The sequence below is a fragment of the Chitinophaga sp. genome, from assembly GCF_017745275.1.
Lineage (GTDB): Bacteria > Bacteroidota > Bacteroidia > Chitinophagales > Chitinophagaceae > Chitinophaga.
The window spans coordinates 158,608-184,737 of sequence record NZ_JAGHZS010000011.1 but is presented as its reverse complement, the minus strand read 5'-3'; the positions used below and the strand labels follow the sequence as shown (position 1 = coordinate 184,737).

Sequence of the window (26,130 nt, the reverse complement as noted above, 5' to 3'; positions counted from 1 at the left end):
AACGTATTTATTCCAGCACACCTCCTCCTGCTGTTGTTGTTTTCTAGGAAAATAACCAGCATCTCTTCTACTTAGCCACTGTTCCGCATAACGGAAGCAGTAGGTTTGTTATATCTGTCTAAGTCTTTTGGACCTGGTTATTTTTTCGTGCCCTTTATCCTCCTTTTTTCTTTTTAATCGAAAATAATGACCAGGTATATATTAATGGTTTTCGCCGGGGCGTGCAGCTTTGGCATACTCTCTACATTTGTAAAATTAGCTTACCGCGAAGGGTATACGCCCGCTGAAATATCGGCTACACAAGCCTTTACAGGCATGATCGTATTATGGATACTATGGCGGCTATACCGAAAAAGTAAAACCTCCATGACTGCGCGGGAATGGAGCGGCTTACTGCTAACCGGTGCCAGTATTGGATTCACCAGCTTCGTGTACTATGTTTCTGTGGCTTATATCCCCGCTTCTGTGGCCATTGTGATACTGATGCAGTTTACCTGGATAGGATTACTGCTCGAATGGTTGTTATTCAGAAAGCGGCCATCCCGGCTGCAGTTAATTACTACTGCGTTAATTCTTATTGGTACCTGGCTGGGCAGCGGATTAGCCACCGGTGGGTCGCTGTCGTTGTCTGTTAAAGGATTACTCTATGCCGGGGCGTCGGCATTTTTGTATGCAGTGTATATCATTGCCAACAGCCGGGTAGGAAAACAGTTGGAGCCGCTGCAGAAAAGCGCGGTGATCATGACTGGTTCCAGTATCGGTGTTTTGTTGGTGAATGCGACGCCATTATTGGCCAGCACACATTTTGACGCGGGACTATTGAAATGGGCCTTATTCCTGGCGTTGTTTGGCACCATCATTCCGCCGTTGTTGTTTGCGAAAGGCATTCCTAAAATAGGTGCGGGTATCAGCGCCGTGATTATGACGGCAGAGCTGCCGGTGGCAATTGTATGTTCACACCTGATATTGCATGAGCCGGTAAATGGCTGGCAATGGGCCGGGGTGGCGTTGATGCTGTTGTCTATGGTATTATTAAATATGCCTTATTTCAGGCGATAGTAAATGGCTGGCAGTCTGAAAACAATATTGTTTTCAGACTGCTTTTTAGCGATAAAACACTGTGGAGATTGCCACCAGCAATAATCCGTAATCCCTGAATTCCTCCCGCATCACCTGCAGTGATTTCCCCATATGCTTTTCCACGGCTTTCACGGAAATGCCTAAACGCTGTGCAATTTCTTTGTTAGAGAGGTGGTCGCGGCGACTGAGAAGGAATACTTCACGGCTGCGTTCTGTTAATTGATCCAGTGCTTGTGCAAATCTTTTTTCCAGCAGCTTGTAGTCATAGGCATGCTCATTTTCTGCTGTTTTGATAACAGGAAGATGTTGATGATGTTGCTGATGCAGGAGTGAATTACGTAATTCATTGAAGATACGGTTGCGCAGGGCGCTGTGAAGATAGGCACTGAGATTTTGTATGCCAGTTAGCGTCGCGCGTTTTTTATAGAGGGTGGTAAAAATATCCTGCAGCATGTCTTCCAGCAGGTGTGGTACGGGAAATTTTTTGTAGGCGTGATTGTATAGCATAGCTGCATAACGCTGGTACAAGGTTTCGAAGGCCTTGTTATCGTTATTTGCCAGTAAAGTTAATAATTCGTCATCCTGTAATGCAATATACTCCCTCATGCGTACCACTTATGCCGGTATAGTTTTGGTATCCGGCCGCCATAAAGGGCAAAAGATATAAAAAATGGATGGTTACCGGTAATAAAAGCCCAAAATTAATTTGGAGAAGGGGGTAGGGTAGGTAATAAGTGCCGTGTCTATACCAACAGACAACCAAAATAATGAGTGATCAACAACTGATTGGATTATTGGAAAAATACCTGCAGGGCCAGTGTACAGCAGATGAACAGGCGGCGCTGGAATCCTGGTATGAAAACTACAGAACTGCTCAAATGCCCGACAGGGAAGATGCGCAGCCGGATTTGCTGCGCATGTATACCGATATGACGGATCGTTTAAAGCAGGAAGGGGAATGGCAGGAAGTCCCGGTAGCGGTTGTGCGTAGTGTTTCGTTCAAATGGAGAAAAATGGCTGCTGCCGCGGCGGTATTGCTGTTGGTGGCAGGTGCTGCCGTATGGATATGGTCGCCCCGGGCCAACCGCCAGCTGGCATTGGATACGGCCGAAGGCGTCCGGAAAAAGGTTTCGCTGGAAGACGGTACCCAGGTATGGCTCAATGTGGGCAGTCATCTTACTTATCCCGCCAATATCAGCAGCAGCAACCGGGAAGTATACCTTCGGGGAGAAGCTTTTTTCGAGGTAGCCCAACAGGCGGCGCATCCTTTTATCATTCACACTGCCAACCTGAATGTGCAGGTACTGGGTACCCGTTTTAATGTAAAAGCATATGATGGAGAGGGCAGCATTGAAACCACACTGGTAGAGGGCCGTGTGGCGGTGAGCCGCAATGGCAACAGCCTGGTGCTGGAACCCGGCGAAAAAGCCATCCTGAAAAAGAAAACTCCGGGGAACAATGAGAAGGGAGCAAACAGCCGTATCGTTGATTGGGGCGATGTATTACTCATCGTGGAAAAAGTAACGCCGGAAGCAAATAATCAACAGGTGAGCGAATTGGTATGGATGGATAACCGTCTTGAGTTTAAGGATAAAACATTCCCGGAACTGGCCCGGCTGATGAGCCGCTGGTATAACCGTAAAATCATCTTAACAGATACATTCCCGGCAGATTATAAATTCAAGGGCACTTTTAAACAAGAAACTGTCACCGACGTGCTGAAAGCATTACAGATAACAGCCGATTTTAATTACACCATAAAAGGAGATACTATTTACATACATCATTAATCAACCAGATCACAAAACAGTAACACGATGAAAAACAGTACACTGATTCCACCAGAACCTGTATAACACACTCTTTCCGCCAAAAAAAGAGGGAAGTGTCGCCACACCTCCCTTTTAAAAGCTAAACATGGAACGAAACAAGTAGTCCGTGCGGGATTTTTATTGTTTCAAATGTCTAACATTCAATTCAAATGTATGAAAAAAACGCTGTGTTTAAAAACAGCCCTTTCCAACTATTTAGTGAGAAAAACATTCTTGTGTATGAAGCTTTGCCTCATCCTCATTACGGCTTTCATCCTGCAGGCGCGTGCCGATGTGCACTCGCAGAGCCGGTTTACGCTTAACAGCAAGCAAATGGCGTTGCATAAGCTGCTGGAGTGGGTGGAAACCAGGAGCGATTACCGTTTCCTGTACAACTACAAAACTTTTCCGAAAGATGAAAAGGTAGATGTGAATGTGAAGGAAGCTACATTGCCTGAAATCCTCGACCAGGTACTGGCTAAAAACTTCCGCTACAAAATGCTGGAAGGTGGACTGGTAGCTATTTCTGAAAGTACAGTAGACATAACGGTATCGGGTAAGGTAACGGCGGAAAGTGGCCAGGAGTTGCCCGGCGTAAGTGTGCAGTTGAAAGGTACCAGTAAAGGAACTGCTACCGATGTAGATGGTAATTTTAAAATGACGGTACCGGAAAATGGTATCCTGGTGATTTCCTATCTCGGGTATGAAACCAAAGAAGTACCTGTAAGAGGTAATACCCAGTTAGTGATTAAACTGAAAGCAGCGGAATCAGGTCTCAACGAGGTTGTGGTACTGGGTTACGGCCAAAAACAAACCAAACAAAGTATTACCGGCGCTGTATCCAGTATACAAACCAAAGAGCTGAAACAAAGTCCTGTGGCTAACTTATCCAATGCCCTGGCAGGGAGGCTCCCGGGGTTGATCACCGCACAGCATTCGGGTCGCCCGGGTAATGATGATGCACAACTGTTTATCCGTGGTATCAGTACTACCGGCGCTACCAACCCACTGGTGGTTATAGATGGCTTACCCAGGGGGGATGCCAACATTGGCCAGTTGGATCCCAACGAAATAGAATCCGTTTCTATCCTGAAAGATGCCTCCTCTACTGCATTGTATGGGATACAAGGTGCGAACGGGATCGTACTCGTGACTACCAAACGCGGAAAGGATGGACCTCCCAATATCCAGGTAAACATGCAATATGCATTACAGCAGCCCACTAATTTCCCCCGCTTCCTCAGCTCTTACGAGTCTGGTGTACTGGAAAATGAAGCCGCTAAAAATGATGGCATGCCTGCTGTATTTACTGACCAGGAACTGGAATATTATAAAACCGGTCTGAAACCATATGATTACCCCAATACCGACTGGTACAGCGAAATGATCCGGAAAAATTCACCGCAGAAAACATTGAATATTAATATCGGTGGTGGATCGAAGTATGTAAAGTATTTTGTTTCCGGATCATACCTGCGCCAGGAGCCAATCTACAACCGCGCCAATGAGAATATCTATGGCGTCAAGTATAAATACGATCGTTTCAACTTCCGCTCTAACGTAGATATTACGCTGGATAAAAATACGGACCTGCAGGTGGACCTGGCATCGCGATTGGAAAACAGGACCAGCCCTTCCGCCGACCGTGGCAACAACGAATTTTTTTGGGTGGTATTATCACAGATGACCAATCGCCTTACGCCCCGGCTCAATCCCAACGGGAGTATTGCCTCCGGTACCATGCGGGAGGATTTTTATAATCCTTATGGACTGATCACCCGCAATGGCTACCTCGATGCCTATTGGCATAGCACCAATGGTAGCGTGGCACTCACCCGCAAGCTGGATTTTATTACGCCCGGCCTGAAAGTAAAAGGACTCTTTACATTTGAAAACTACGGTGATATTAACTTTGCACTGGACCAGGAATTTGATTCCTATCGCTATAAATCCAATCCCGGCAGAGAAGGTACCTATACCCAACATCGCAAAGCTACCAGCCTGCAACGCTCCGGCTACTCCAGCGGAGAAAGATATTACTACTATGATCTGAAGCTCATGTACGACCGCGATTTCGGCAAACATGCCGTGAGTGGTTTGTTCCTCTTCAACCGTAACTACCGTTCCCAGTCGGGCAACCTGCCACGGGTATACGAAGGATATGTTGGAAGAATTGCCTATAACTATGCAACTAAATATTACCTGGAATTCAACGCCGGTTATAATGGATCGGAAAACTTCCCTCCCGGCAAACGGTATGGATTTTTCCCCGCTATTTCTGCTGCGTGGATAGTGAGCCAGGAGAACTTTATGAAAGATCAGCATGCATTCAGTTTCCTGAAAATGCGCTTCTCTCATGGATACGTGGGTAACGACCAGGTGAACGGCGGCCGTTGGTTGTACTTGTCTGACTACTCCCGTGGCGGCGGATTCACCTTTGGTAGCGTAGCTTCCGGCGTAGGCGGCTATTATGAAAACAGGATCGGGAATACGGCTATTACCTGGGAGAAAGCGGCCAAAACAGACCTTGGTATAGAGACCGGTTTCCTAAAAGATCAGCTGAAATTTTCTGTGGACTTCTTCAGTGAACTGCGTAAAGATATCCTCGTAGCGGCTCGTACTATTCCCGGCTATATGGGTATCACGGCGGATCTGAACAGAAATATGGGACGTATACAGAACAGGGGGATAGAAGCAGAATTGAATCTCAACACCAACGTAGGAAAGGTAGGCGTGTTTACAAAATTGAATTACCAGTTTGTGAAAAATAAAATCCTGGAACTGGATGAACCTAAGCTGGCCTATCCCTACCAAAGCCAGGTAGGATTACCTATTGGTTACGATCTGGGATACATTGCAGAAGGACTTTTCCAGAGCCAGGATGAAATCAATAAAAGCCCGAAACAAACTTTTGCTCCACTGATTCCCGGTGATATCAAATACAAGGATATTAATGGTGATGGTAAAATTGACGAGGCAGACAGAACGATGTTGCCCATGTTGAATGTGCCAACCGGCTATTTCGGCGCCACGTTCGGCATCGATTATAAAGGAATAGATGTAAGTGTATTGTTCCAGGGAGCTACCGGCGGCCGCCAGATCTATTCTTCGCAGCTTACCGCCAACTATCGCGAAAGCTACCGCCCAATTCATGAAGGCAGATGGACTCCGGAAAATGCTGCCAACGCTACGTTTCCGGCGCTGCACCTTTCAGAGAGCAATATGGCGAACAACTTCGTGAGCTCTACCTACTGGATCAGGAAAACAGATTATGTGAAGTTAAAGAATGCAGAAATCGGCTATCGCTTACCCGCTCATTTGCTGAAGAGAGTGAAAATAAAGAGCGCGCGCATTTATGTGAATGGCATGAACCTGATTAGCTGGGATAATGTAAAAGACCTGGGCATAGATCCGGAATCCAACACCGGCGGACGCTGGGGCTGGCAACCTTACCCGATTATGCGCATATATAACGCAGGTATTACCATCAATCTTTAATCACGGTAGATAAATTATAATGATGAAAAAGGTATTCATAAAAACAGGGATTGCTGCCGTGCTGCTGTGTGCAACTGCCTGCAGTAAAAATTATCTCGACAGAAAACCCAGTGACCTGATCACAGAAAAGGAAGTATTTTCCAATATTGAAAATACAGAAGGCTTTGTCAACACTATTTACCAGAGCTTACCGAATATGTTTAAACCAGGATCCGCCTGGGGTTTAAACAGTGCTACGGATGAAACCAACCAGAGTATTGATAACTCTGCTTCCTATCCGGATGCAGGTAACTTTAATACCGGGTCAATGAGTCCGTCGAATTTCCCGATGTCTGATCTGTGGAGCAGCTATTATGGAAAAATCCGCGCCTGTAACAAGTTCCTGGCTAACTACGACCTGGTGCCTACAGATCCCAACTATCCGGAACGTCGCGGACGGCTGAAGGGCGAAGTGCTTTTGTTGCGTGGCTATTATTACTTTGAGCTGATGCGCACCTGGGGCGGACTGCCTTTGCTGTTAACAGAAAAGAGCCCGTTCGATGACCCGGCCAGTCTTTACTACAAACGTAACAGTATTGATGAAGTCACAGCCAGCATTATAAAAGACCTGCAGGAAGCCGGCACCTTGTTACCGGTTACTTATGCCGACCGTCCATCTAACTGGGGACGTGCCAGCAAAATGATTGCCATGGCGCTGGAGGGACGGGTACGCCTGTTTTATGCGAGCCCGCTGTATAACCCCGGCAATGATGCAGCCCGCTGGCAGCAAGCCGCAGTAGCTTGTCGTGCTGCATTAGACACGGCTATCACCAACGGCTATACGCTGAACGATAACTATAGTGATATTTTTACGCAGTATTTCAACCGGGAAGTGATCTGGAGCCGCCCTGCGCCCGGTGCTTTCGGTGATGGTGGTATTGACCGCGAAATGAATCCCCGCAGTGCCAACGGTTATGGTAACGTTACACCTTTACAGGAGCTGGTAGATGATTATGAAATGAAAGCTACCGGTTTACCTATTACCGAGCCGAATTCCGGTTATGTGGCACAAAGGCCTTACGATGGAAGAGATCCCCGCTTTTATGCTACCATCCTGTATCCAGGAGCTACCTGGAAAGGAAAGGTACTGGATCCCAATGGTGCTGATGCACCCCGTTCCGGACAAATTTCTACCAACTACTGGCAGCGTAAATACCTGTTGCCTTCCGTAGACCTGTTTTCCGGTACCGGCGGAAGCGATCGTAAATGGGTACTTATCAGAACGGCAGAATTGTATCTCAACTATGCAGAGGCGCAGAATGAAGCTACGGGTCCGGAGGCAGATGTATACAATGCACTGAATGCGGTGCGTGCCCGGTCGGGAATGCCTGCTTACAGCGGCGGCGACAAAGCATCCTTACGTGCTAAAATCCGCCATGAAAGAAGGATAGAGCTGGCCCTGGAAGATCATCGCTTCTGGGATGTACGTCGCTGGATGATTGCAGCGCAGGTGGATAATAAAGATGTACATGGCGTAGCTGTTTCCGGTAATGGAAATGTTACCTACACCTATCCTGTGATAGAGAAGAGAGTATTTGATGCCAATAAAAATTACTGGTTGCCTGTTCCGCAAAGCGAGATAGACAAGGTGAGTGGCCACAATACAGGCTTCACACAAAATCCGGGTTGGTAATTGTCACTGTTTCACTTAAACAAGAACGAATGAAAACTATATTATATCGTTTGCAGATACTGTTGCTGATAGTAGTGGCAGCTGCCTGTAAAAAAGACAAGGGCTTTGAGCACGACAACAATGCCCCGGTTATCGTGGATAAATTTACGCCTGAATCGGGACCTGCAGGCACAGAAGTGCTTATTTATGGCAGCAACTTCACCACAGATACTGCCGCTGTAAGCGTAACCGTAAATGGTGTAAAAGCCCTGGTAGAAGGTGTTATCGGCGATCATATCCTGGTAGTGATACCGGAAAAAGCAGGTAGCGGCAAAATCACCGTTACTATTAACGGAAAAACAACTACCACTGCAAAAGACTTCGGGTATATCACTTCCTATAAAGTAAGTACGCTGGCTGGCAATGGCGCCGCAGGCTTTTCAGATGGAAAAGGTATTTTCTCCTCCTTCAATTTTAACAGAAGATGCGGACTGGATGTGGACGATGCAGGTAATGTTTATGTAGCAGACGCCGGTAACTTTCGTGTGCGTAAAATTGCGCCGGATGGTACGGTGACCAGCCTGGCTGGTAACGGCAACTGGGGCTATATGGAGGGAAAAGGTGAAACAGCGCAGTTCTCACTGCCGCTGGATGTAGCGGTTGATAAAGATGGAACGGTAATCGTCGCAGATCCGGCGGATTGGACTATCCGCAGGGTTACTGCCGACGGCACTACTTCCCTCATCGCCTGGGGAGAAGCATGGGGAATAGGCATCGACAAGCGCAATGGTAATATCTATTATGCCAACGCCCGTGGCTCCGGCAGTATTTTCCAGGTAACACCTTCCGGTACCGCCACAGAGATCATCAAAAATCTCGTTTACCCGGTAGATGTAGCCGTAGATGATAAAGGCAACCTGTATGTGTCTGAAAACGGTACCTCTATGATTAAAAAGTTTGCGGCAGATACCTGGGAACAAACCGTGATAGCAGGTGCTGCATACCAAACCGGGTTGGTAAATGGAAAAGGCGCTGATGCCCGTTTCGACTATCCGTGGGCTGTTGCACTGGATGCGAACAACAACTTGTTTGTGGCAGGTAATGGTACCGGCGATGGTTCTTCTAACAACACCAACCAATGTATTCGTAAAATCACAGCCAACACCTGGGATGTAACTACGTACATCGGTGGCAGCACCGCTGGATTTGCAGATGGCGCCGGCTCTGCGGCCCTGTTTAATGCACCTACCGGTGTAGCGGTAGGTAAAAACGGCGTAGTGTATGTGCTGGATAGAAATAATAACAGGATAAGAAAAGTAATAGCGGAATAAATATGACCAGGTTAAAGCAAATTGTATTAGCAGGATGTTTGATGTTATTGTTTATCCAGGTGCGCGCACAACAGCCAGCTCCTTTTAAATGGAACGTGCTGCCCGTAAAAGGATTGTTGTTGAGTGTGCCGCAACGGCAGGATGTGCCGCTGCTCTGTGATTTTATAAAGAAAGCATTGGTAGCGGAAGGTGTGAATACGCTGGCACTAAGAATTGAGCTGGCCTACAAGTTTAAATCTGACCCGGAAGTAGCGGAATGGAATGGTATCACGGAAGAAGATTTGAAACAGATTGTACAGGCCTGTAAAGAAGCGAAGATCCGCTTTATCCCGACAGTGAACCTGCTGGCACATCAGTCGGAGCAAACGGAGATAGGGCCGCTGCTGAAGAAGTATCCGCAGTTGGATGAGTCGCCTGATTACAATCCACCGGTGCCCTGGAAGGATGGTGGCATGTTCGACTTCTACAGCAAGTGCTTGTGTACGCAGCATCCTGATTTGTTCAAAATCATTTTCCCGTTGGTAGATGAGCTGATTGAAGTAACCGGCGCAGATGCTTTTCACGTGGGCCTGGATGAGGCCTGGATCATTGGGTATAATAAATGTCCGCGATGTGGTGGTAAAGATCCGGCGGAACTGTTCGGGGCTTATGTGACCGCCCTGCATCAGCATCTCAAAGAAAAAAAATGCCAGATGTGGATGTGGAGTGATCGCCTGATAGATGGTAAGGAAACCAACCTGCTGGCCTGGCAGGCCAGTATGAACAATACGGCGCGTGCAATAGATATGATACCTAAGGATATTATGATCTGCGACTGGAAGTATGAAGATGCGCCTCCAACGCCTGCCTACTTTGCGGTGAAAGGATTCCAGGTATTGCCGTCTTCGTGTGGAAAGGAATCTTCGGCGATGGCGCAACTGGAGCAGGTATATGCAGCCCGCAAAAATGCGTTGCAGGCCGACTTCTCCCGCACACTGGCGGAACGTATGCCGGGCATATTTGAAACCATGTGGGTAAATACGAAAGAGTTTATTGATGGATATTATGGCCGGAAAGGCGTACGCCCCGGCACTATGGCCAACGTAAACACTTTTAAGGCTTTGTTTGCAGAAATAAGAAAGAAAGAAAAATTGTAGGAGAGCAGAAAGTATAAAGCGGAAAGCAAAAAGCATAAAGAGAAAGCAAAAAGCATAAAGCAGAAAGCAAAAAGCTATTTTAGCGGATGATCAGAGCGGATTTTGTCTGTGGGCAGGATTATTCTGATCATCCGCTAAAATAGCTTTTTGCTTTCTGCTTTATGCTTTCTGCTCTTTTATATATCTTTGGCCTCAACCAAAATACGAGAGAAACGCCTGCCTGGCGATGTGGTATGCCTGATGAACGCGATATCTGGATGAAATTTTGTGCTGGTGAACAAGCTGCATTCCGTGAATTATATGATACATATTATTCACGCATGTTTGTTTGGGGCTGTAAGTGGCTGGATGGCGACACGGCTTTTGTAAAGGATCATTTACATGATTTTTTTATTTATATCTGGGAGAAGCGGGCCAATTTGTCGTCCGATATCAACGTATCAGCTTACCTGCTTACCGCCTTTAAACGGCGTTTAATTGAACAATGGGGGCGGGAAAAGAAGCTCACCGATGTGAGCAGCCTCATTAACCTTTCCGCGGACACCCGGGAAGACGCGGATATTTTTACTGCACAGTTTAACCGTATACAACAGGCTTTACAAACATTAACCCCGGCCCAAAGAGAAGTGATTGAGCTCCGGTTTCTCCAAAATATGTCGCTCCAGCAAATTGCAGATGCCAAAAATACCAGTCTCCGTACGGTCTATAACCTTACCCACAGGGCCATTATACAGCTTCGTCAGGAAGTGGGTAAAAAAAATATTTTTTTTCTGTGGTAAATCCATCCCGCTTTTCCCTCTGTATAGAAAAAGCACCCGGGAATGGCCAATATTTCAGTAGACCAGTTAATAGGACAGCCGTCATTTATTAATTATTGTTTTCATGCGAATGAAGATGATGTGAACTATTGGACTAACTGGGTGGCGGCGCATCCGGAGTATGCTGCTATTGTTGAAGAGGCCACTGACATGGTGAAAGCTGCCGGCTGGCTGCTGGTGGCAGAAAAGGAAAAGCCTGCAGCCATGGCAAAAATGGATGCCTGGTTGTTGGAAACGTCGGCGCCGGTACGTCGTATGCGCTGGTATTATCCGGCGGCGGCTGCCGCGGTGCTATTGCTGGCGGCGGTCTGGTATTTCCGCCCCTCGCCGGTTCAGAAGCAGCCGAACCTGCCTGTTGTAGCGGCTCCGGCCAAATTATATTACCACAACACCAGTGGTGCTATGCAGGGATTTGTGTTACCGGATAGCAGTTATGTACTGCTGGAAAATGGCACAAGTTTACAACTGGATAGCGCCTTCGGCAGAAGCACCCGCAGTATGGCCCTGAACGGAACGGCCTATTTCAAAGTATCCCCTGATCCGTTGCATCGCTTCCAGGTAACCGGAGGTAGTTACATGGTAACTGCGTTGGGCACCGCTTTTCGCATGACGGCCACCCAGGGGAAATTACAAGTATTGCTGGAAACAGGAAAGGTGATGGTAGAAAACAGTCAAAACGGGATACGCAGGCTGGTGGCTTATTTGCAACCCACGGAAAGCCTGCTGATAGATCCGTCTCACCAAAACAAACAACAGCAACACACCTTTACAGCAGCCACCCTGAATGCCTGGAAGGCACAGGAAATGGTATTTGACCACACCCCCGTAAGCGAGGTGTTACTGCAACTAGAAGCCAGTTATAATATTCAGATTCAAATAAAAGATAGCACGCTGCAAAAAGAAGTTTTTTCAGGACGGTTTAAGAATGACGCATTATCAGCAGTATTGGATGTACTGTGTTTTACTTTAAACAAGCAATATCAATTCATTGATTCGACCAATGTAATAATTCAATAATCAACCAAAACCATTCGTAGTATTATGTATTTACGTTTTTGCCGGTTATCCGCGAGGATAACGAGTAGACATTCCCATGCCTTGTTTGCGATGATGATGGTGTTAGCATTTACGCTGGCGTTGTTGCCCGCGCAGGCGCAGGAAAAAAAGCAGGTGGCTTTGGAAAAGGTTCCTGCTGAGAAGGCGTTTCGCAGCCTGTCGGCCTTGTATAAAGTCCGTTTTTTTTACGCCGGTTCTGCTATTCATGCCAATGAAACCATTAGCATTCCTGCCGGTGAAAAATCGCTGGAAGAAGTATTACAGTACCTGACCATTAATTATCGTTATGCGTTTCGCCGGAATGATAATATGATCAGTGTGAGCCGCGTGACTACTGCCACACCCGCATTGACCGAACGTATTATCCGTGGCCGTATCGGCCTTTATGAAGGAGATGCCATTGTGTATAATGCAGGGGTGACCATCCGGGAAGCCGGCAGCACCAACGCTGCTATCACGGATGGGAAAGGATATTTTTCCATGAAGCTCAAAACAAACGAGGCACAACTGAGCATCAGTTGTGTAGGCTATGAAACCAGTGAACTGGAAGCAGGCGACAGAAGCATGATCAATGTTACGTTGCGTCAATCTTTACGCAATATCCCGGAAGTAGTGATCTCTACGGGGTATCAATCGCTGGCACGGAAAAACACTACCGGCGCCTATTCCCAGATTGGCAGCGCAGAAATACAACGCCGGGGCAGCCAGTCGCTCACCAGTTTACTGGAAGGAAGCATTTCAGGATTAACACTGGCCACGGGTTATACCGGCAGTAGTAAAGACCGTCACCAGAATGGTATTAACATCCAGGTGCGTGGTGGTAGTGCTATTCAAACAGAACGTAGCGCACCGTTGATTATCGTAGACGGTTTCCCGGTGAACCAGTTACCCGATAATATGAATGATGTGGAAAAAGTGGATGTGCTGAAAGATGCTGCTGCAGCGGCTATCTGGGGGGCGCAGGCATCCAATGGCGTAATTGTGGTAACCACAAAAAGAGGTAAGGAAGGAAAGCTGAAAGTGAACTACGCTACCAATATGTACTTCACGCAACGCCCGGATTATTCCACGTTGAAGCGTGCTAACAGTGCAGACCTCGTGGATTATGATAAAGAATTGTACGACAAAGGATTTATTATGCCGGAGATCTTCGAAGGATCATCTACCGGGTATTCTCCTTCTTTTGATCTCCTTTTCCAATTGGATAAAGGCCTGATTACCGACGCAGAATACAATCGTAAAAGGGATTCACTGGGTAGCATCTCTAACCGCTCACAGGTGAGTGATTTGTTACTTCGTACCGGCGTTCGTCAAAATCATTACCTGTCTCTTTCCGGCGGTGGTAAAGGATATCGCTTTATGGTATCCGGTTCTTATGATAAAGGAAAGTCTGTGTATATCACAGATAAAACCGAGTCTATGCAGCTGAATACCCGTGGCGATTTTGAACTGAATCCCAACCTGCGTTTCAATGTAGATATCAATGGCGTATTCCAGGATCTGCGAACAGCGCCGAATATCAGTGGAAATATACAACAGCTGGCGCCTTATCAATTGCTGGTGGATGCCAGCGGTAATTACCTGTACGACTATACGTCTTTTAATAAAGCAGCGAACGATGAGCTGAAACCACTGGGATATTTGGAAAATGGCCGGAATTTATTGCAGGACGCGAGGTTATCCAATAACCGGAGTAAGAACTTCGGGTTAAGAACTAATATCGGCGGTGAATGGAAAATTATCAAAGGGCTGACACTGAATGCCGGATTCCTGTACGACCGGATGAAGCAGAGTGGTAGGGACCTGGTGTCGAAGGACTCCTATGATAACCGCAACTATATCAACCAATTTACCACCCTGGATGCCAATAACAAAGCAGTTTACAACCTGCCACAGGGAGATCGTTTGAACCAGTCGGAATATACCAATAACAACTGGGCTTTCCGTTCCCAGCTGCAATACACCAACCTGTTCCGGGGTAAGCATTTTGTGAATTTTGTGGTGGGTACAGAGGTGAAACGTTACATCAACGAAGGATTTACTGCCACTAAATTTGGCTATAATGATGACTTACAGAGCTGGCAGCCGGTTGACCAGAAAATGTTGCTGAGTAATACGCTGAAATGGTGGAACGGCCGTTCTATCCCGGTATATGATGCCACGAGGAATGACCTGTTTTCCTATAATGACGAAAGACAAAGATCTTACTATGGAACCGGTGCCTATACTTACAATGATCGTTATACCATTACCGGTAGTTATCGGGTAGACCAGTCCAACCTGTTTGGTGCGGACCCTAAATATCGCCGTACGCCGTTATGGTCATTAGGTGGCGCCTGGGATATGGCAAGAGCATCCTTTTTCCATGTACCTAATGTCAGCATGTTGAAGTTGCGTGGTTCTGTTGGTCTAACCGGGAACTTTGACCGTACCACCACTCCTTTGCTGGTAGCTAACCGCTTTTTTTCTGCCAAACTCAATGAATTTTATGCGAGGGTAAACAGTTACAATCCCAAGCTGCGTTGGGAAAGAACCCGTACTGTCAACCTGGGAGCAGATCTTGCAATGTATGATGGTCGTTTACAGGTAAGCGTTGACCTGTATAATAAGTATGGCTATGACTTGTTGGGAACGTATACCCTGGATCCAACCGTGGGCTTTACCAATATGAGAATTAATGCAGCCAAAATGAGGAATAAAGGTATTGAACTGGCTGTACAGGGCAATATCATTGAAACCAGGCAGTTTAAATGGAACAGCCGTTTGAATGCTGCCTATAACAGGAATGTGATCCTCGATAACAAAATACCGGATGGTAATCCTGAATTGAACCGGGTGTCCGGCACCTCACAGTATGTAGAAGGATATGCACGGGAATCGCTGTGGAGTTACCAATGGGCCGGACTGGACGATCATGGTAACCCGCAGGTATATGGCGATAAAGGGGAGAAGGTAAAAGTAGCCCAGTTTTCTTCGCTGGTGCATAGTGGTACTTATCGTGCACCTTTCTCAGGAGGTTTTACCAACGTATTTACTTATCGCGGATTTTTTGCGAGCGCGCTTACTACGTTCAATTTTGGTAATGTGCTTCGCCGTGAAATGCCTGATATGTATGGTTATGCTTTCTCCAATTCCCTGAATTACCAGGTCAAAGACCGCTGGCGTAAACCAGGTGATGAAGCCAAAACAGATATTGCTGCTATCACCCCGTCATTCGATCCGGCTGATTTCTATGATGGAAGAGAACGTGTCATGCAGTATTCTTCCAACAGCGTGATTCCGGGTGATTATATTCGTTTACGTGAAATACAGTTAGGCTATAATTTACCGGCTTCTTTGCTGAAAGGTACTGTGCTGAGGGGCGTACACCTGATTGCGCAGATGAATAATGTGGCCTTATGGAAGAAGAATAAATACGGTATAGATCCGGAAGCCATCGATCCGATGAATGGCGGATATTACTTACCTGAACCTAAGGTAACAACGATTACAATTCGTGTTGAACTGTAAAAAAAGAGATCATGAAAAAGTTAGCAATATATTCGATAACGATGCTGGTGCTGTTTTCCAGCGGCTGTAAAAAATTCCTGGACGTTACCCCTAAAGGAAAGTTCTTACCTAAAACAGTAGCAGAATATGAACTGTTTATGAATGATCCGCTGATAGCGGATGCCTGTTATGGATATGAAGAAATGATGACGGATGATGTAGCCTATACCGATGAGGGAATGGGTTTGCTGGGAGACGGACGTAGCTCCAGGAGCTATCTTTGGGCGAAGGACCTGTTCCGGGCAACAGAAGATGATGGGGAGTGGAACGGCTTGTATCGTAATATCTATAACTGTAACCTGGTGTTACAGGAAATAGGAACAGCAAAGGATGGTACTCCGGAAAGTGTAAGCCGCATTACCGCAGAGGCGAAAATTCACCGTGCTTTTTGTTATTTCCACCTGGCCAACTTATTCGGCAACGATTACCAGGCTGCCACGGCCAATACTGACCTGGCAGTGCCGCTGTTGCTGAAACCCGATCTGGAAGCTAAAACCCAACGGGCTACCGTGCAGGAAGTGCTCAACCAGGTGGTCAAAGATTTATCTGAAGCACTGGCTGAAAGTGGGTTACCTGATATGGGTAGGAATTATGTGCACCCGGGTAAGGCAGGGGCCTATGCCCTGCAGGCGAGAGTATACCTGTTCATGGGTAACTATGAGCAGGCATTAAAGGCTTCTTCAGCCGCGCTGGCATTGAAAAATACCCTGCTGGATTACAATACTATCAGCTTTATCAACCCGGCAAAACCCTATAGCGGTTTAAAGGGACTTCCTACAGTAGACGCTAATCCGGAGAATATTTTGTCCAGGACCACCAGTCTGAGTGGCATTATCACCCGCTTTATGATCAGCCCGGATTTACTGGGGATTTTGGGAGAGAAGGACCTGCGTTACGTATATTCCTTTACCAGAATTCTGAGAAGTGCCTCTTCTCCTGTTAACCCTTATCCTGATTATTTTGGTAACTATATCAATTACAGCATAGGCGTACCGGAAATGATGCTGATAAAGGCAGAATGCCTGGCGCGTAACAATAGTAAAGACGAAGCGATCGATCTGCTGAATACCCTTCGTCAAAAAAGATTTAAGCCTGCTGAGTATACTGCGCTGACGGCTGCTACAGCGGACGAAGCCCTGGTGCAGGTGCTGCAGGAAAGAAGAAGAGAACTGATGTATCACGGCGTGCGTTGGTTTGACCTGAAGAGATTAAACCGGGATTCCCGCTTCAAAAAGGACCTGACCCGCAGTTATAAAGGAACGACTTATACCCTTGCGGCGAATAGTTCCTGCTACCTGCTGCAGATTGCACCGAAAATTATTACCATAAATCCAGCCATTATACAAAATCCCAGGTAATCACCTGATCACAAGGCTGACTAAAACCTTTTTTAGTCAGCCTTTTTTAAAAACCGGATATGAAATTATTAAGCGTTCTTTCCGTGGGGTTGTTGCTCAGCGCTACCGCCCACGCACAGCAGTTGACTTTTACCACTGCCCTGCATGCAGAAAATGAAAAAGTAACCATTTACCGGGAGTGGCCCACGCGGCAGTTGATAGACACGCTGCGGCTTTCCGGTGGTACTGTTACTTATACACTACCCACCGGTGCAGGTGTATACTCCGTTCGTTTGCGTAAGCCTTTTGTGGATGCTGTTTGGTTGGAAGAAGGAGAGAAGGTAACTATTAACGTAACCAAAGATACTGCGGTGTTAGTTAACGGTGGTGCGCTGCAAAAGAAATGGAGTGATTTTGAAAAGTCCATTAAACCGGATGAGAAAGCCTGGAATGAATGGGGACATAAACACGAAACCGCATCTAATCTCGATGAAAAGTTAAAAGCCAATGCAGCAAGTAACCGGTATGCAGAAAAAGTAAACCAAAAGAGACTGGCTTTTGTGTTGAGCAATGCCGGTAATTTAGCCGGTGCCTGGATGGGCTATTACTATGCCTTTGCGTGGTCGCCGGATAACCTCGAAAAGCTGGTGCCGGCATTTCAGCGGCAAGCCGCTGCTCAAAGCACTTACCAGTTGTTGGCAGAGAAACAAAAGGCCGCTGCTGCCTTTAATATGACCGGAAAAAAAGCGCCTGTATTTTCGCTGCCGGCTATGAATGGTAGCCATGTGTCGTTAGATAGCTTGTTTAAACAGCATCAATATGTATTACTGGATGTATGGGCCTCGTGGTGTACGCCTTGCCGTGCTACCAACCGCAAACTGGCTCCCTTGTACGACAAGTTTCATAAAAAAGGAATTGGCTTCGTATCTGTTTCTGTAGATGAGAAAAAAGAGCTGTGGGAGAAAGCGGTGGCAGCAGATAATATTCCATGGACACAGTTGTTAAGTCCTCATGGTATGAACAGCGATTTTGTGAAACAATACAAAGTACAATCGTTGCCCGCTACTTTCCTGGTTGATAAAAACGGCACCATTATTCAGCAACATATTGAAGTGGCTGACCTGGAAAAATTATAAATACTTTTTATGAAAACATGTGTATTGTTATTGCTCGCGGTGTTGGGCTTCGCGCCATACACCCGTGCGCAGTTGTTACTGAAAAATGCCACCATCATTGATGGGGATGCAGCGGTAAAGCCCCGTAAAGGGTCTATCCTTGTGCGCCATGGAATGATCGAAAAAATTATTGAAGATGGTGCTGTACCTGATGAGCAATTAACGGTGATAGATTGTACAGGTCAGTTTATTACACCGGGCCTGATGGATGCCCACGTACACCTGGCTACCGTAGATATGAATGATCAGAAGGGTATGCATCTAAAAACAGACAGTATCCTGGAAAACATGATCCGCCATGGTATTACCACGGTGCGGGATATGGCCGGTGATGCTATTTTCCTGGCTGAGTACAAAAGAAAAACGGTCACGGGGCAACTGGCAGGACCCGATATCTTTTATGCGGCGCAGTTTGCCGGGCCTGGTTATTTTGAGATGGTCAAAGGAGGCTCCCGTGGAGATAAAGACCTCGGTACTACTCCCTGGTATCGCGCTGTTACACCGGGAACGGATTTGCGGTTAGCTGTTGCTGAAGCCAAAGGTGCGGGCGTTACAGGGATTAAAGTATATGCAGATCTTACCAGGAAACAAATAGCGGCTATTACCGAAGCAGCGCATGCGCAAGGGATACAGGTATGGAGTCATGGTGCGGTGTTCCCTGCCAAACCTGCTGATGGTGTGGCGGCAGGTGTGAATAGCTTATCCCATGCCGCTGATCTTTGTTTTCAGCAGCTTAAAGGAGATACCTTGAACGTCAGTAAATCATGGGAACAGATCTACAAGCACTTTGTACTGGATACGTTGGTACAACGTAAACTGTTACAGGGCATGCAGCAGCGGCATATTTTCCTGGACCCTACTATCTTTCACGCCACCAACAATAAAATGTGGAATGCGCTGACGATTACGCGTATGGCACATCAACTGGGCGTAAAAATTGTTACCGGTACTGATTGGATATATCCTGAGAAGAATGAAGAAGTACCTTTGGAACAGGAAATGGCATTGCTGGTGAATAAGTGTGGATTAACTACAGCTGAAGTAATTCAGTGCGCAACCCTTAACAGCGCTGGCGTTGTAGGGTTACAGGATCGCGGTGTGGTACGTGCCGGTAAACGCGCTGATTTGCTGATCACTAACGTAGACCCTTATACGAATATATCTGCACTGTTTACGCCCGCGGTAGTGATAAAAGATGGAAAAGTGTTGCGTTGGTAACTGTTATAGAGTCACTATTTCAGCGGTACCATACAGCGTATATCCGTATCGTTGAAATAGTCTTCCAGGCAATAACCCTGTGGATCAATACCAGGTGTGCCCAACAACCGTTCAAAAGTAGGAGTTACCTCCATCAGGTGCTGCTGATACTGCGGCAGTATTTCGCTGATATAAGTCCCTTTCCGGATCGTAAAACTCTGCAGCCCATACTGGGCGCCTTCCCCGGGTGTTTTCGCCGCTGCAGCGGCCCTGTAAATGATGCCATGCCCGCCTTCAGGACGGGAGATCCCATATAAATGTCTACCGGTCATATTTCCAGGCAATGCCGTTAGTTTTTCGAAAGCTGCCTGGATGCCCATTGGAAAGGAATCTGCCTGCACATAAAATACTTCTATGTCGTGTTCCAGGGTAATGGTTTCCATGATGTGATGGTTTAGTAGTTCCCTAAAGGTAGCTGGTATTGTTGGTTCATATACGGGGTGAACAAGACAACTTTAATGGCGTATCAGGCCAATGAATTCACGCAATCGTTTGTTCCGGTATTTTTGGGTAAAATCTGTTAACATTATCCTGTTCAACAGATGCTGTATGAAAAATAATTTGATGGGCAGCCTGGCGCTGGTGTTCCTGCTGGCCACGCAACAGCCCGTATCGGCGCAGGTATTTTATGCCGGCAAAGCGCCGGCGAAGGCCGTAATTGTACCCGGCAGGAACGTGTTGGGAAATGATATCCTGGAAGTAAACCTGGGAGAGGTAAAAACGCAATTGGGCCCGGTAACATTCCGCGATAAGCTACTATCCACGCAGGTGCAACTGGCAGCTAACCAGTTGTTCGCCTTAAAGTTAAATGATGGCAGCACTTTGTACCCATCGGATTTTGCGGTGGTCAGTCGCAGGGAACAAGCCGTAACAGCAGCGCCGGCGGCGATCCGCGGGGTAGATCGCTTACCGGGGAAAGAGTTGGTGTTCGGGTTGTTTAACAAAACGCATCGCATCAGTATAGTGTGGCGCATTGTGTTACATGACCATTGCAATTTTATTCAGCAACATTTTCACTTTACAGACCCACAGCATAGCCTTAAAGATTTATCGCTGGTAAATATTCCTGCAACGGCAAAGCCGGTGCTTTCCGGTGTGGTAGATGGTTCGCCGGTGTTGGTAGGCAACCTGTTTTTTGCAATCGAACATCCGATGGCACACCAGGAGGAGAGTGCGGCGATGACGCAATCTGGCATTGCCGCGTCGGCTACACTGCGCTCTGGCGACGGTTTCGACATTAGTGTCGCCTGGGGTGTAACGCCTGCGGAGCAACTTCGCCGGGGTTTTCTAACTTACCTCGAGAAAATAAGGGCGGTACCTTATCGCGTATTTCCACATTATAACTCCTGGTATGACGTAGGATATGATGGCCGCGAAATTACGGAAGCAAATGCGTTGGATCGCATCCGGCTGTTTGGTGATAGCCTGGTGGTAAAGCGTAAAGCGAAGATGAGCGCTTTTTTGTGGGATAGTGGCTGGGATGATTATAACCGGCTCTGGTACTTCAGTAGCAAGTTACCAAATGGTTTTAAGAAGATGGAAGCGTTAGCCCGGCAGTATCATGCAGCTATGGGCGTGTGGGTATCTCCCTGGGGAGGTTACGACCAGGAAAAGATCAGTCGCCTGGCGAGTATTGAAAAGCTGCATTTGCCATTTACACCAAACGATAATGGCTTAAGTTTAGCGGACCCGCATTACTTTGATTATTTCATGCAACTCACCAGGGGCTTTGTGCAACACCAGGGTGTAGTGAGTTTTAAATTTGATGGAGTAGGCGCCGGTAACGGAGTAGGAGGAGCAGGAGAGAAGTACGCCAAAGATGTGGAATCTTTTCTGCGGGTGATAACCGGTTTGCGCAAAATAAAGCCGGACCTGTATTTTAATCTCACAGTAGGTACCTGGCCTTCTCCCTATTGGCTTAGCTATGGCGATGCCATCTGGAGGGCAGGAGAGGATATGGGCTTACTGGGCGCAGGGACCAAAAGACAACAATGGGTGAACTACCGCGATGCGGAAGTATATAAAAACGTAGTACAACGGTCACGGCTATATCCACTCAATGCGTTGATGTATCATGGCATTGTAGTGAATAATGAAAATGGCCTGGGAGCTTCGTTTACGAATGATGATGCGGGGCTGACGGAAGATGTATGGGCTTTTTTCGGTAATGGTACCGGTATGCAGGAGTTGTATATTAATCCGCACCTGATGACTAAAAGTGGCTGGGATGTATTGGCGAAAGGAATGAAGTGGTCTGCACAACACCGGGACGTATTATCCGATGTACACTGGGTAGGCGGCGACCCCGGTAAGGGAGAAGCTTATGGCTTTGCGGCATGGAACCCAAAGGAGGGAACGTTAACATGGCGGAATCCATCTGCCCAAACCACAAAAATTACTTTTCGGTTAAAGGAAGTATTAGAATTGCCGGAGAGCTATCGAACGCGTTTTTCGGCCTTTAATGTGGTCAATAATACAGGTGTGGGTAACATGGATAGTGAGGAGAAAATTACAATGGAGCTGGCGCCATTTGAAGTGAAAGTGTTGGAACTAACGCCGGTGAAATAATCAGCAGGTAATGCCTGAGGGGGCTTACGATAAAAGGGTGTACCGGGTAATGCCGGTACACCTTTATTATTAAATGCCGAGAGCGGCTTTTAGTTTTTGATCCAGTTCATCACCGCCGTTGCCAACGAGTTTGAATAGTACTTTACCATTTTTATCCAGCAATATTTTGGTGGGAAACCCGGTAATACCATAGGACATGGCCAGGTTGTTGGTGGCTTTGTCGTAGTTATTTAGTACCTGTATCCAGTTGATACCATCATCTTTAATCGCTTTTAACCATAGCGCTTTTGCGTCGTTAATGTCGTCGGATTTTTCATCTGCAATGCCAACGATTTCGAGTCCTTTGTCTTTATACTTTGCGTATATTTCTTTCAGGTGAGGATGACTGGCTCTGCAGGGGCCGCACCAACTGCCCCAGAAGTCGAGCAATACGTATTTCCCCCGGAGGGAAGACAGTGAAAAGATATTTCCCTGGTTATCTTTTTTGTTGAAGTTGATCACGGCGCCTTCGCTGGTAGCTTTGGCACCGGTGATGCGTGACGACAGGTATTTACCGAGATAAGTATTTTTATACGTGTTGCTCAGTTTATTGAAAGCCTGTTCATACGCCGCAGGATCAAAATCGCTTTGCAGCCTGGTGAGTAAGCTCACGCTGAGAAATGAATTAGGATGACTGGCCACAAACTGTTTGTTCATAGCAATGAGTTCTTCATTGGCAGCAAGCATTTCAGCGTTAACCGCTTTTCTAGCCACGCTATCTTCCGGTTTACGCAGGCCAGCTCCTTTTTTGCGCAGTTCCCAGACTTTCGATGTGAGTGGCATTTCTTTTTGCCGGAAAGCATTCATTTCTGTATTGGCCTTATCGCCTTTTACAGTAGCCTTGTACAACTCTTCCGCATCACCAGTGATCTGCACATTGGTTTTATCCGACAGGATAATTTCCAGGTTAGGTGCAGGCATAAACATACCGCCTTTCACAAATTCAAATTTGCTGGCCGGATGGCGGCTGGAGAAAGTGGCTATTACAGGTTCGTTTACATTGCCGGAAAATACAAACTCGTCGCCGTTGTGAGAGATCGGCGTATCTATTTTGTGACCATCTGCGGTAACATAAGACAAACTCAGTTTATAGTCGCCCTGTCCTTTAATGCGGGCGGTTACTTTGTAGCTTTTCTGCGCCGCTGCGGGGAGAAAAGAGGCCAGCAGCAAGCTGCCGGCCATTAGGAGGGTGTTTTTTTTCATGGTTGGTGTATGATTTTAGAATCCCATCATTTTTACAGCACCGCCTTGAGCTGGTGCTGCTTTAGCGCCTTTATTCAAGGTTTCCTTTATTTTAGCATCTGCTTCCTCGGTATAGCCTGTAATGCGTTCTATGATTTTTCCTTCGCGGTCTACCAGGTACATGGTAGGAATGCCGGAAAACTGGAATTGCTCCATGGTTTTATCTTTGTTGTCACTCAGCATTTGGTCCCATGGCATCGCTTCTTCCTTCATGGCTTTTTTCCACGCATTTTTATCGGTGTCAATAGAAATGCTCACTACTTCGAAGCCTTTGTCTTTGTAGTTGCTATACAGTTCCTTTACTTTTGGAATCGCTTGTCTGCATGGTCCGCACCAGCTTGCCCAGAAGTCAACCAGCAGGTATTTGCCTTTGTATTTTTCCAGTCCGGCCAGTTTCCCGTCGGCGTCAGGATATTGTACAGCAGGCATAGGCTGGCCTGATTTCAGGCGCATAGCTTGTGCTTTGTTGGTAATGATGGTTTGTTTTAAATCCTTTGCTTCTGTTAACCACGGGTAACGGGCCATCAGCTTATCGAGCATCTTCATGGCGTTATCATATTTTTCGCCAGCTTCTGTCCCTGCCATGCCACGTATGGCATACACCATTACCGGGCGGTCTGCGTAGCATTTTACCAGTATTTCCTCGCGGATGTTATTATCTTCACGCATTGGGTTGTACTTCTTATGATTTTTCATATAGTCGTACCAGGTAGTATCTGTTGCTTTCTTTGCATAGTACTCCATGTTATATTCATCAATCAATCTGCGATAGCCCAATTCGTTGTTTAGTGTAGACAGGTTGATGAAGTTATTATCGTAAGATCCTTCCACGTAATTGTAGTGAGGTATTTTTACTTTGTACCGGGCTGTATCATAACCTCTCATCGCTACTTTTACATCGGCGTCGCTCCAGAAGGTAGCACGGTCCCAGTTCATGGCGTTGATGATATAAATGCCCTGGTGATCTTGTTTGATTTTAAAGGAGAAGGTATTGTCTTTGCTTACTACGCAGGAGTCTACCACCACAGGTTTTCCTTTCAAATTGTCTTTGGACAGATATACTTTGTTAACCTCCTGTCTAGGATCGGTAAATTCCACGCTACCATTTACAGTGATGGCTTTTACGATTTTGTTTTGTTGTGCGATCACGGCTGCAGGAGCGGCAAGCAGGAGCAGCGGTGCGCAAAATTTCAGCATTGTTTTTTTCATCTCTATTAGTTTAAATATAATTGATTTCCGTTTTTACCTGCTGTAGTCGGCGTTTTGTACCAGGTTGTCGTTAATGAAAAACTCCCTGGATGGAATGGGCATCAGCACATGGGTAACTGGTTGTCCGAACGATTGCAGCCAGGTATTCATTTTACCAAAGCGTTGCATATCGCTCCATCTGAGTCTTTCTCCTATAAATTCCCTTCTTCTTTCCTGTTCAATGACGCTGAGGAAGGCGGCGGGTGTGGCAAAGTCGGTGTTGTTAACAGTGCTGGCATTGCGGGCGCTGCGTAACTGGTTGTAGGTAGTCACATCTACGGTGCCTTTGCGGGCATTGGCTTCGGCAACAATCAGGAAAGCCTCGCTATAACGGCATACTACATACGAAGGCGTTAATTCCTGCGGGAATTTAGTGATGAAGTATACCGTGTCAACGATAGCACCACCTTTGGTACGGGCAAAGTAGCTGCGGCGGATATCTGCAGGCTCATATGATTTTACGAGGTTGCTGTCGGCCCAGGTATTACCTGACCCCGCCTGCCCGGAGTTGGTACCTCCTCCCTGGCCATATATATTGGGAAGACCATAAAAGGTACTGGTGCTGGTTTCGTTGATTTTGTATATCGCTTCGGGGCTATTTACGGAAGACTTGAAAATATCTCCAAAGTTGGATTGCAGGCTGAATTTACCAGAGCTGATCACGGCGTTTGCCATTGATAAGGCTTCATCGTATCTGCCGTGGTTCAGGTAGAAACGAGCCAGTAATAGTTGCGCGCTTTGTTTGGAGCCGCTGACAGCATTTGTATATGCAGGCAAGTGATCGATCGCGTTTTTAAGGTCCGATTCAATAAACTGGTTTACTTCTGTTGCCGGGTTGCGCGGAGGGCGACTTTTAGGGTTTTCATCCCCTTTAATGATCACTACGTCACCGAAACATTCTGAGAGTAACATATACGAAAAACCACGCAGCAGGAAGGCTTCACCAAGGGCAGTGTTCACCGTGCTGTCGCCGGAAAATTGCGTGGCATATTGAATGACCATATTGGCATTGGCGATGCATTGATATGGTTGTCGGTAAGCCGGTACCAGGGTGTTGTCATTCGACGGAATGTTGTTGTTTTCGTAGGCTGTGAAACCCAGCGACTGAAAGTCATCGCTCATAACATCCTGTAGTGCATAGTAGGTATAGAATGCATTATTGTTGGTGAGCGCCAGTTTAGCGCCGTTGATCACCAGTGGCAGGTTGTTTTTGGTGAGCTGTGAAAAAGCAATTTTGGTATTAGGGGCTACGTCATCCAACTGCTTGCTGCAGGCAGATAAGCCGATGGTAACGATAGCTGCGATGTGTAATAGCGTATGTTGTTTCATGTAGT

Annotated in this window: 18 protein-coding genes; 13 read left to right on the top strand and 5 right to left on the bottom strand. The window is 46.8% G+C overall.

Translation table 11 applies throughout. The annotated features are described in order from the left end of the window. Window positions 1-186: 186 nt before the first annotated feature. The gene (locus J7623_RS29715; protein ID WP_291928323.1) at window positions 187-1,059 is read left to right on the top strand and encodes a DMT family transporter; all 873 of its coding nucleotides are present in this window, start codon (window positions 187-189) and stop codon (window positions 1,057-1,059) included. 45 nt (window positions 1,060-1,104) lie between these two features. On the opposite strand, the gene J7623_RS29710 is transcribed toward J7623_RS29715, so the two are convergent. Beyond that, complete coding sequence (locus J7623_RS29710; RefSeq protein WP_291928321.1) at window positions 1,105-1,686, bottom strand: sigma-70 family RNA polymerase sigma factor; 582 nt, start codon at window positions 1,684-1,686, stop codon at window positions 1,105-1,107. A 161-nt stretch (window positions 1,687-1,847) separates the two neighbouring features. Here J7623_RS29710 and J7623_RS29705 point away from each other — a divergent pair, with 161 nt between their 5' ends. The 11 genes from J7623_RS29705 to J7623_RS29655 all read left to right on the top strand — a co-directional run bounded on the left by J7623_RS29705 (window position 1,848) and on the right by J7623_RS29655 (window position 19,660). After that, complete coding sequence (locus J7623_RS29705; protein ID WP_291928317.1) at window positions 1,848-2,870, top strand: FecR domain-containing protein; 1,023 nt, start codon at window positions 1,848-1,850, stop codon at window positions 2,868-2,870. Window positions 2,871-3,131: 261 nt separating this feature from the next. Beyond that, on the top strand, window positions 3,132-6,389 hold the full coding sequence (locus tag J7623_RS29700; protein WP_291928314.1) for a TonB-dependent receptor: 3,258 nt from the start codon (window positions 3,132-3,134) through the stop codon (window positions 6,387-6,389). A 22-nt stretch (window positions 6,390-6,411) separates the two neighbouring features. Beyond that, on the top strand, window positions 6,412-8,061 hold the full coding sequence (locus tag J7623_RS29695; protein ID WP_291928310.1) for a RagB/SusD family nutrient uptake outer membrane protein: 1,650 nt from the start codon (window positions 6,412-6,414) through the stop codon (window positions 8,059-8,061). Between the two features lie 29 nt (window positions 8,062-8,090). Further along, window positions 8,091-9,371, top strand: coding sequence for an IPT/TIG domain-containing protein (locus J7623_RS29690; protein WP_291928307.1), 1,281 nt, complete (start codon window positions 8,091-8,093; stop codon window positions 9,369-9,371). 2 nt (window positions 9,372-9,373) lie between these two features. Beyond that, complete coding sequence (locus J7623_RS29685) at window positions 9,374-10,507, top strand: family 20 glycosylhydrolase (RefSeq protein WP_291928302.1); 1,134 nt, start codon at window positions 9,374-9,376, stop codon at window positions 10,505-10,507. Window positions 10,508-10,668: 161 nt separating this feature from the next. Further along, window positions 10,669-11,286, top strand: coding sequence for a sigma-70 family RNA polymerase sigma factor (locus J7623_RS29680; protein ID WP_291928299.1), 618 nt, complete (start codon window positions 10,669-10,671; stop codon window positions 11,284-11,286). Between the two features lie 42 nt (window positions 11,287-11,328). Beyond that, entirely contained in the window at window positions 11,329-12,342 is a 1,014-nt protein-coding gene (locus tag J7623_RS29675) for a FecR domain-containing protein (protein WP_291928296.1), read from the top strand. Between the two features lie 24 nt (window positions 12,343-12,366). Then, on the top strand, window positions 12,367-15,891 hold the full coding sequence (locus J7623_RS29670) for a SusC/RagA family TonB-linked outer membrane protein (RefSeq protein ID WP_291928294.1): 3,525 nt from the start codon (window positions 12,367-12,369) through the stop codon (window positions 15,889-15,891). Between the two features lie 11 nt (window positions 15,892-15,902). Continuing rightward, window positions 15,903-17,288, top strand: a complete 1,386-nt coding sequence (locus J7623_RS29665) for a RagB/SusD family nutrient uptake outer membrane protein (protein WP_291928292.1) — start codon at window positions 15,903-15,905, stop codon at window positions 17,286-17,288. A gap of 59 nt (window positions 17,289-17,347) precedes the next feature. Next, window positions 17,348-18,403 (top strand): TlpA disulfide reductase family protein, encoded by a 1,056-nt coding sequence (locus J7623_RS29660; protein WP_291928290.1) that lies wholly within the window; start codon window positions 17,348-17,350, stop codon window positions 18,401-18,403. Window positions 18,404-18,412: 9 nt separating this feature from the next. After that, window positions 18,413-19,660 carry an amidohydrolase family protein gene (locus tag J7623_RS29655; RefSeq protein ID WP_291928287.1) on the top strand — a complete coding sequence of 416 codons (1,248 nt, stop codon included), beginning with the start codon at window positions 18,413-18,415 and terminating at the stop codon, window positions 19,658-19,660. Between the two features lie 14 nt (window positions 19,661-19,674). On the opposite strand, the gene J7623_RS29650 is transcribed toward J7623_RS29655, so the two are convergent. Continuing rightward, window positions 19,675-20,082 carry a hypothetical protein gene (locus J7623_RS29650; RefSeq protein WP_291928285.1) on the bottom strand — a complete coding sequence of 136 codons (408 nt, stop codon included), beginning with the start codon at window positions 20,080-20,082 and terminating at the stop codon, window positions 19,675-19,677. A gap of 166 nt (window positions 20,083-20,248) precedes the next feature. Between J7623_RS29650 and J7623_RS29645 the strand changes: the two genes are divergently transcribed. After that, window positions 20,249-22,267, top strand: a complete 2,019-nt coding sequence (locus tag J7623_RS29645) for a hypothetical protein (RefSeq protein ID WP_291928282.1) — start codon at window positions 20,249-20,251, stop codon at window positions 22,265-22,267. 69 nt (window positions 22,268-22,336) lie between these two features. Here J7623_RS29645 and J7623_RS29640 read toward each other — a convergent pair whose 3' ends face one another. The 3 genes from J7623_RS29640 to J7623_RS29630 are packed head-to-tail and all read right to left on the bottom strand — an operon-like array spanning window position 22,337 to window position 26,125. Continuing rightward, window positions 22,337-23,509: an AhpC/TSA family protein gene (locus tag J7623_RS29640; protein ID WP_291928280.1), complete on the bottom strand. Its 1,173-nt coding sequence runs from the start codon at window positions 23,507-23,509 to the stop codon at window positions 22,337-22,339. A 15-nt stretch (window positions 23,510-23,524) separates the two neighbouring features. Further along, a complete protein-coding gene (locus tag J7623_RS29635; protein ID WP_291928277.1) occupies window positions 23,525-24,757 on the bottom strand; it encodes a TlpA disulfide reductase family protein in 1,233 nt (410 codons plus the stop codon). 33 nt (window positions 24,758-24,790) lie between these two features. Then, window positions 24,791-26,125, bottom strand: a complete 1,335-nt coding sequence (locus tag J7623_RS29630) for a RagB/SusD family nutrient uptake outer membrane protein (protein ID WP_291928274.1) — start codon at window positions 26,123-26,125, stop codon at window positions 24,791-24,793. Window positions 26,126-26,130 lie beyond the last annotated feature (5 nt).

What these genes read in the sequence shown, in the direction of transcription:
- J7623_RS29715 (WP_291928323.1), top strand. Translation starts at nt 187, where the DNA reads ATGACCAGGTATATATTAATGGTTTTCGCCGGGGCGTGCAGCTTTGGC.
- J7623_RS29675 (WP_291928296.1), top strand. Translation starts at nt 11,329, where the DNA reads ATGGCCAATATTTCAGTAGACCAGTTAATAGGACAGCCGTCATTTATT.
- J7623_RS29645 (WP_291928282.1), top strand. Translation starts at nt 20,249, where the DNA reads ATGAAAAATAATTTGATGGGCAGCCTGGCGCTGGTGTTCCTGCTGGCC.
- J7623_RS29690 (WP_291928307.1), top strand. Translation starts at nt 8,091, where the DNA reads ATGAAAACTATATTATATCGTTTGCAGATACTGTTGCTGATAGTAGTG.
- J7623_RS29710 (WP_291928321.1), bottom strand. Translation starts at nt 1,686, where the DNA reads ATGAGGGAGTATATTGCATTACAGGATGACGAATTATTAACTTTACTG.
- J7623_RS29685 (WP_291928302.1), top strand. Translation starts at nt 9,374, where the DNA reads ATGACCAGGTTAAAGCAAATTGTATTAGCAGGATGTTTGATGTTATTG.
- J7623_RS29680 (WP_291928299.1), top strand. Translation starts at nt 10,669, where the DNA reads ATGCTTTCTGCTCTTTTATATATCTTTGGCCTCAACCAAAATACGAGA.
- J7623_RS29630 (WP_291928274.1), bottom strand. Translation starts at nt 26,125, where the DNA reads ATGAAACAACATACGCTATTACACATCGCAGCTATCGTTACCATCGGC.
- J7623_RS29655 (WP_291928287.1), top strand. Translation starts at nt 18,413, where the DNA reads ATGAAAACATGTGTATTGTTATTGCTCGCGGTGTTGGGCTTCGCGCCA.
- J7623_RS29695 (WP_291928310.1), top strand. Translation starts at nt 6,412, where the DNA reads ATGAAAAAGGTATTCATAAAAACAGGGATTGCTGCCGTGCTGCTGTGT.
- J7623_RS29705 (WP_291928317.1), top strand. Translation starts at nt 1,848, where the DNA reads ATGAGTGATCAACAACTGATTGGATTATTGGAAAAATACCTGCAGGGC.
- J7623_RS29650 (WP_291928285.1), bottom strand. Translation starts at nt 20,082, where the DNA reads ATGGAAACCATTACCCTGGAACACGACATAGAAGTATTTTATGTGCAG.
- J7623_RS29635 (WP_291928277.1), bottom strand. Translation starts at nt 24,757, where the DNA reads ATGAAAAAAACAATGCTGAAATTTTGCGCACCGCTGCTCCTGCTTGCC.
- J7623_RS29660 (WP_291928290.1), top strand. Translation starts at nt 17,348, where the DNA reads ATGAAATTATTAAGCGTTCTTTCCGTGGGGTTGTTGCTCAGCGCTACC.
- J7623_RS29670 (WP_291928294.1), top strand. Translation starts at nt 12,367, where the DNA reads ATGTATTTACGTTTTTGCCGGTTATCCGCGAGGATAACGAGTAGACAT.
- J7623_RS29665 (WP_291928292.1), top strand. Translation starts at nt 15,903, where the DNA reads ATGAAAAAGTTAGCAATATATTCGATAACGATGCTGGTGCTGTTTTCC.
- J7623_RS29640 (WP_291928280.1), bottom strand. Translation starts at nt 23,509, where the DNA reads ATGAAAAAAAACACCCTCCTAATGGCCGGCAGCTTGCTGCTGGCCTCT.
- J7623_RS29700 (WP_291928314.1), top strand. Translation starts at nt 3,132, where the DNA reads ATGAAGCTTTGCCTCATCCTCATTACGGCTTTCATCCTGCAGGCGCGT.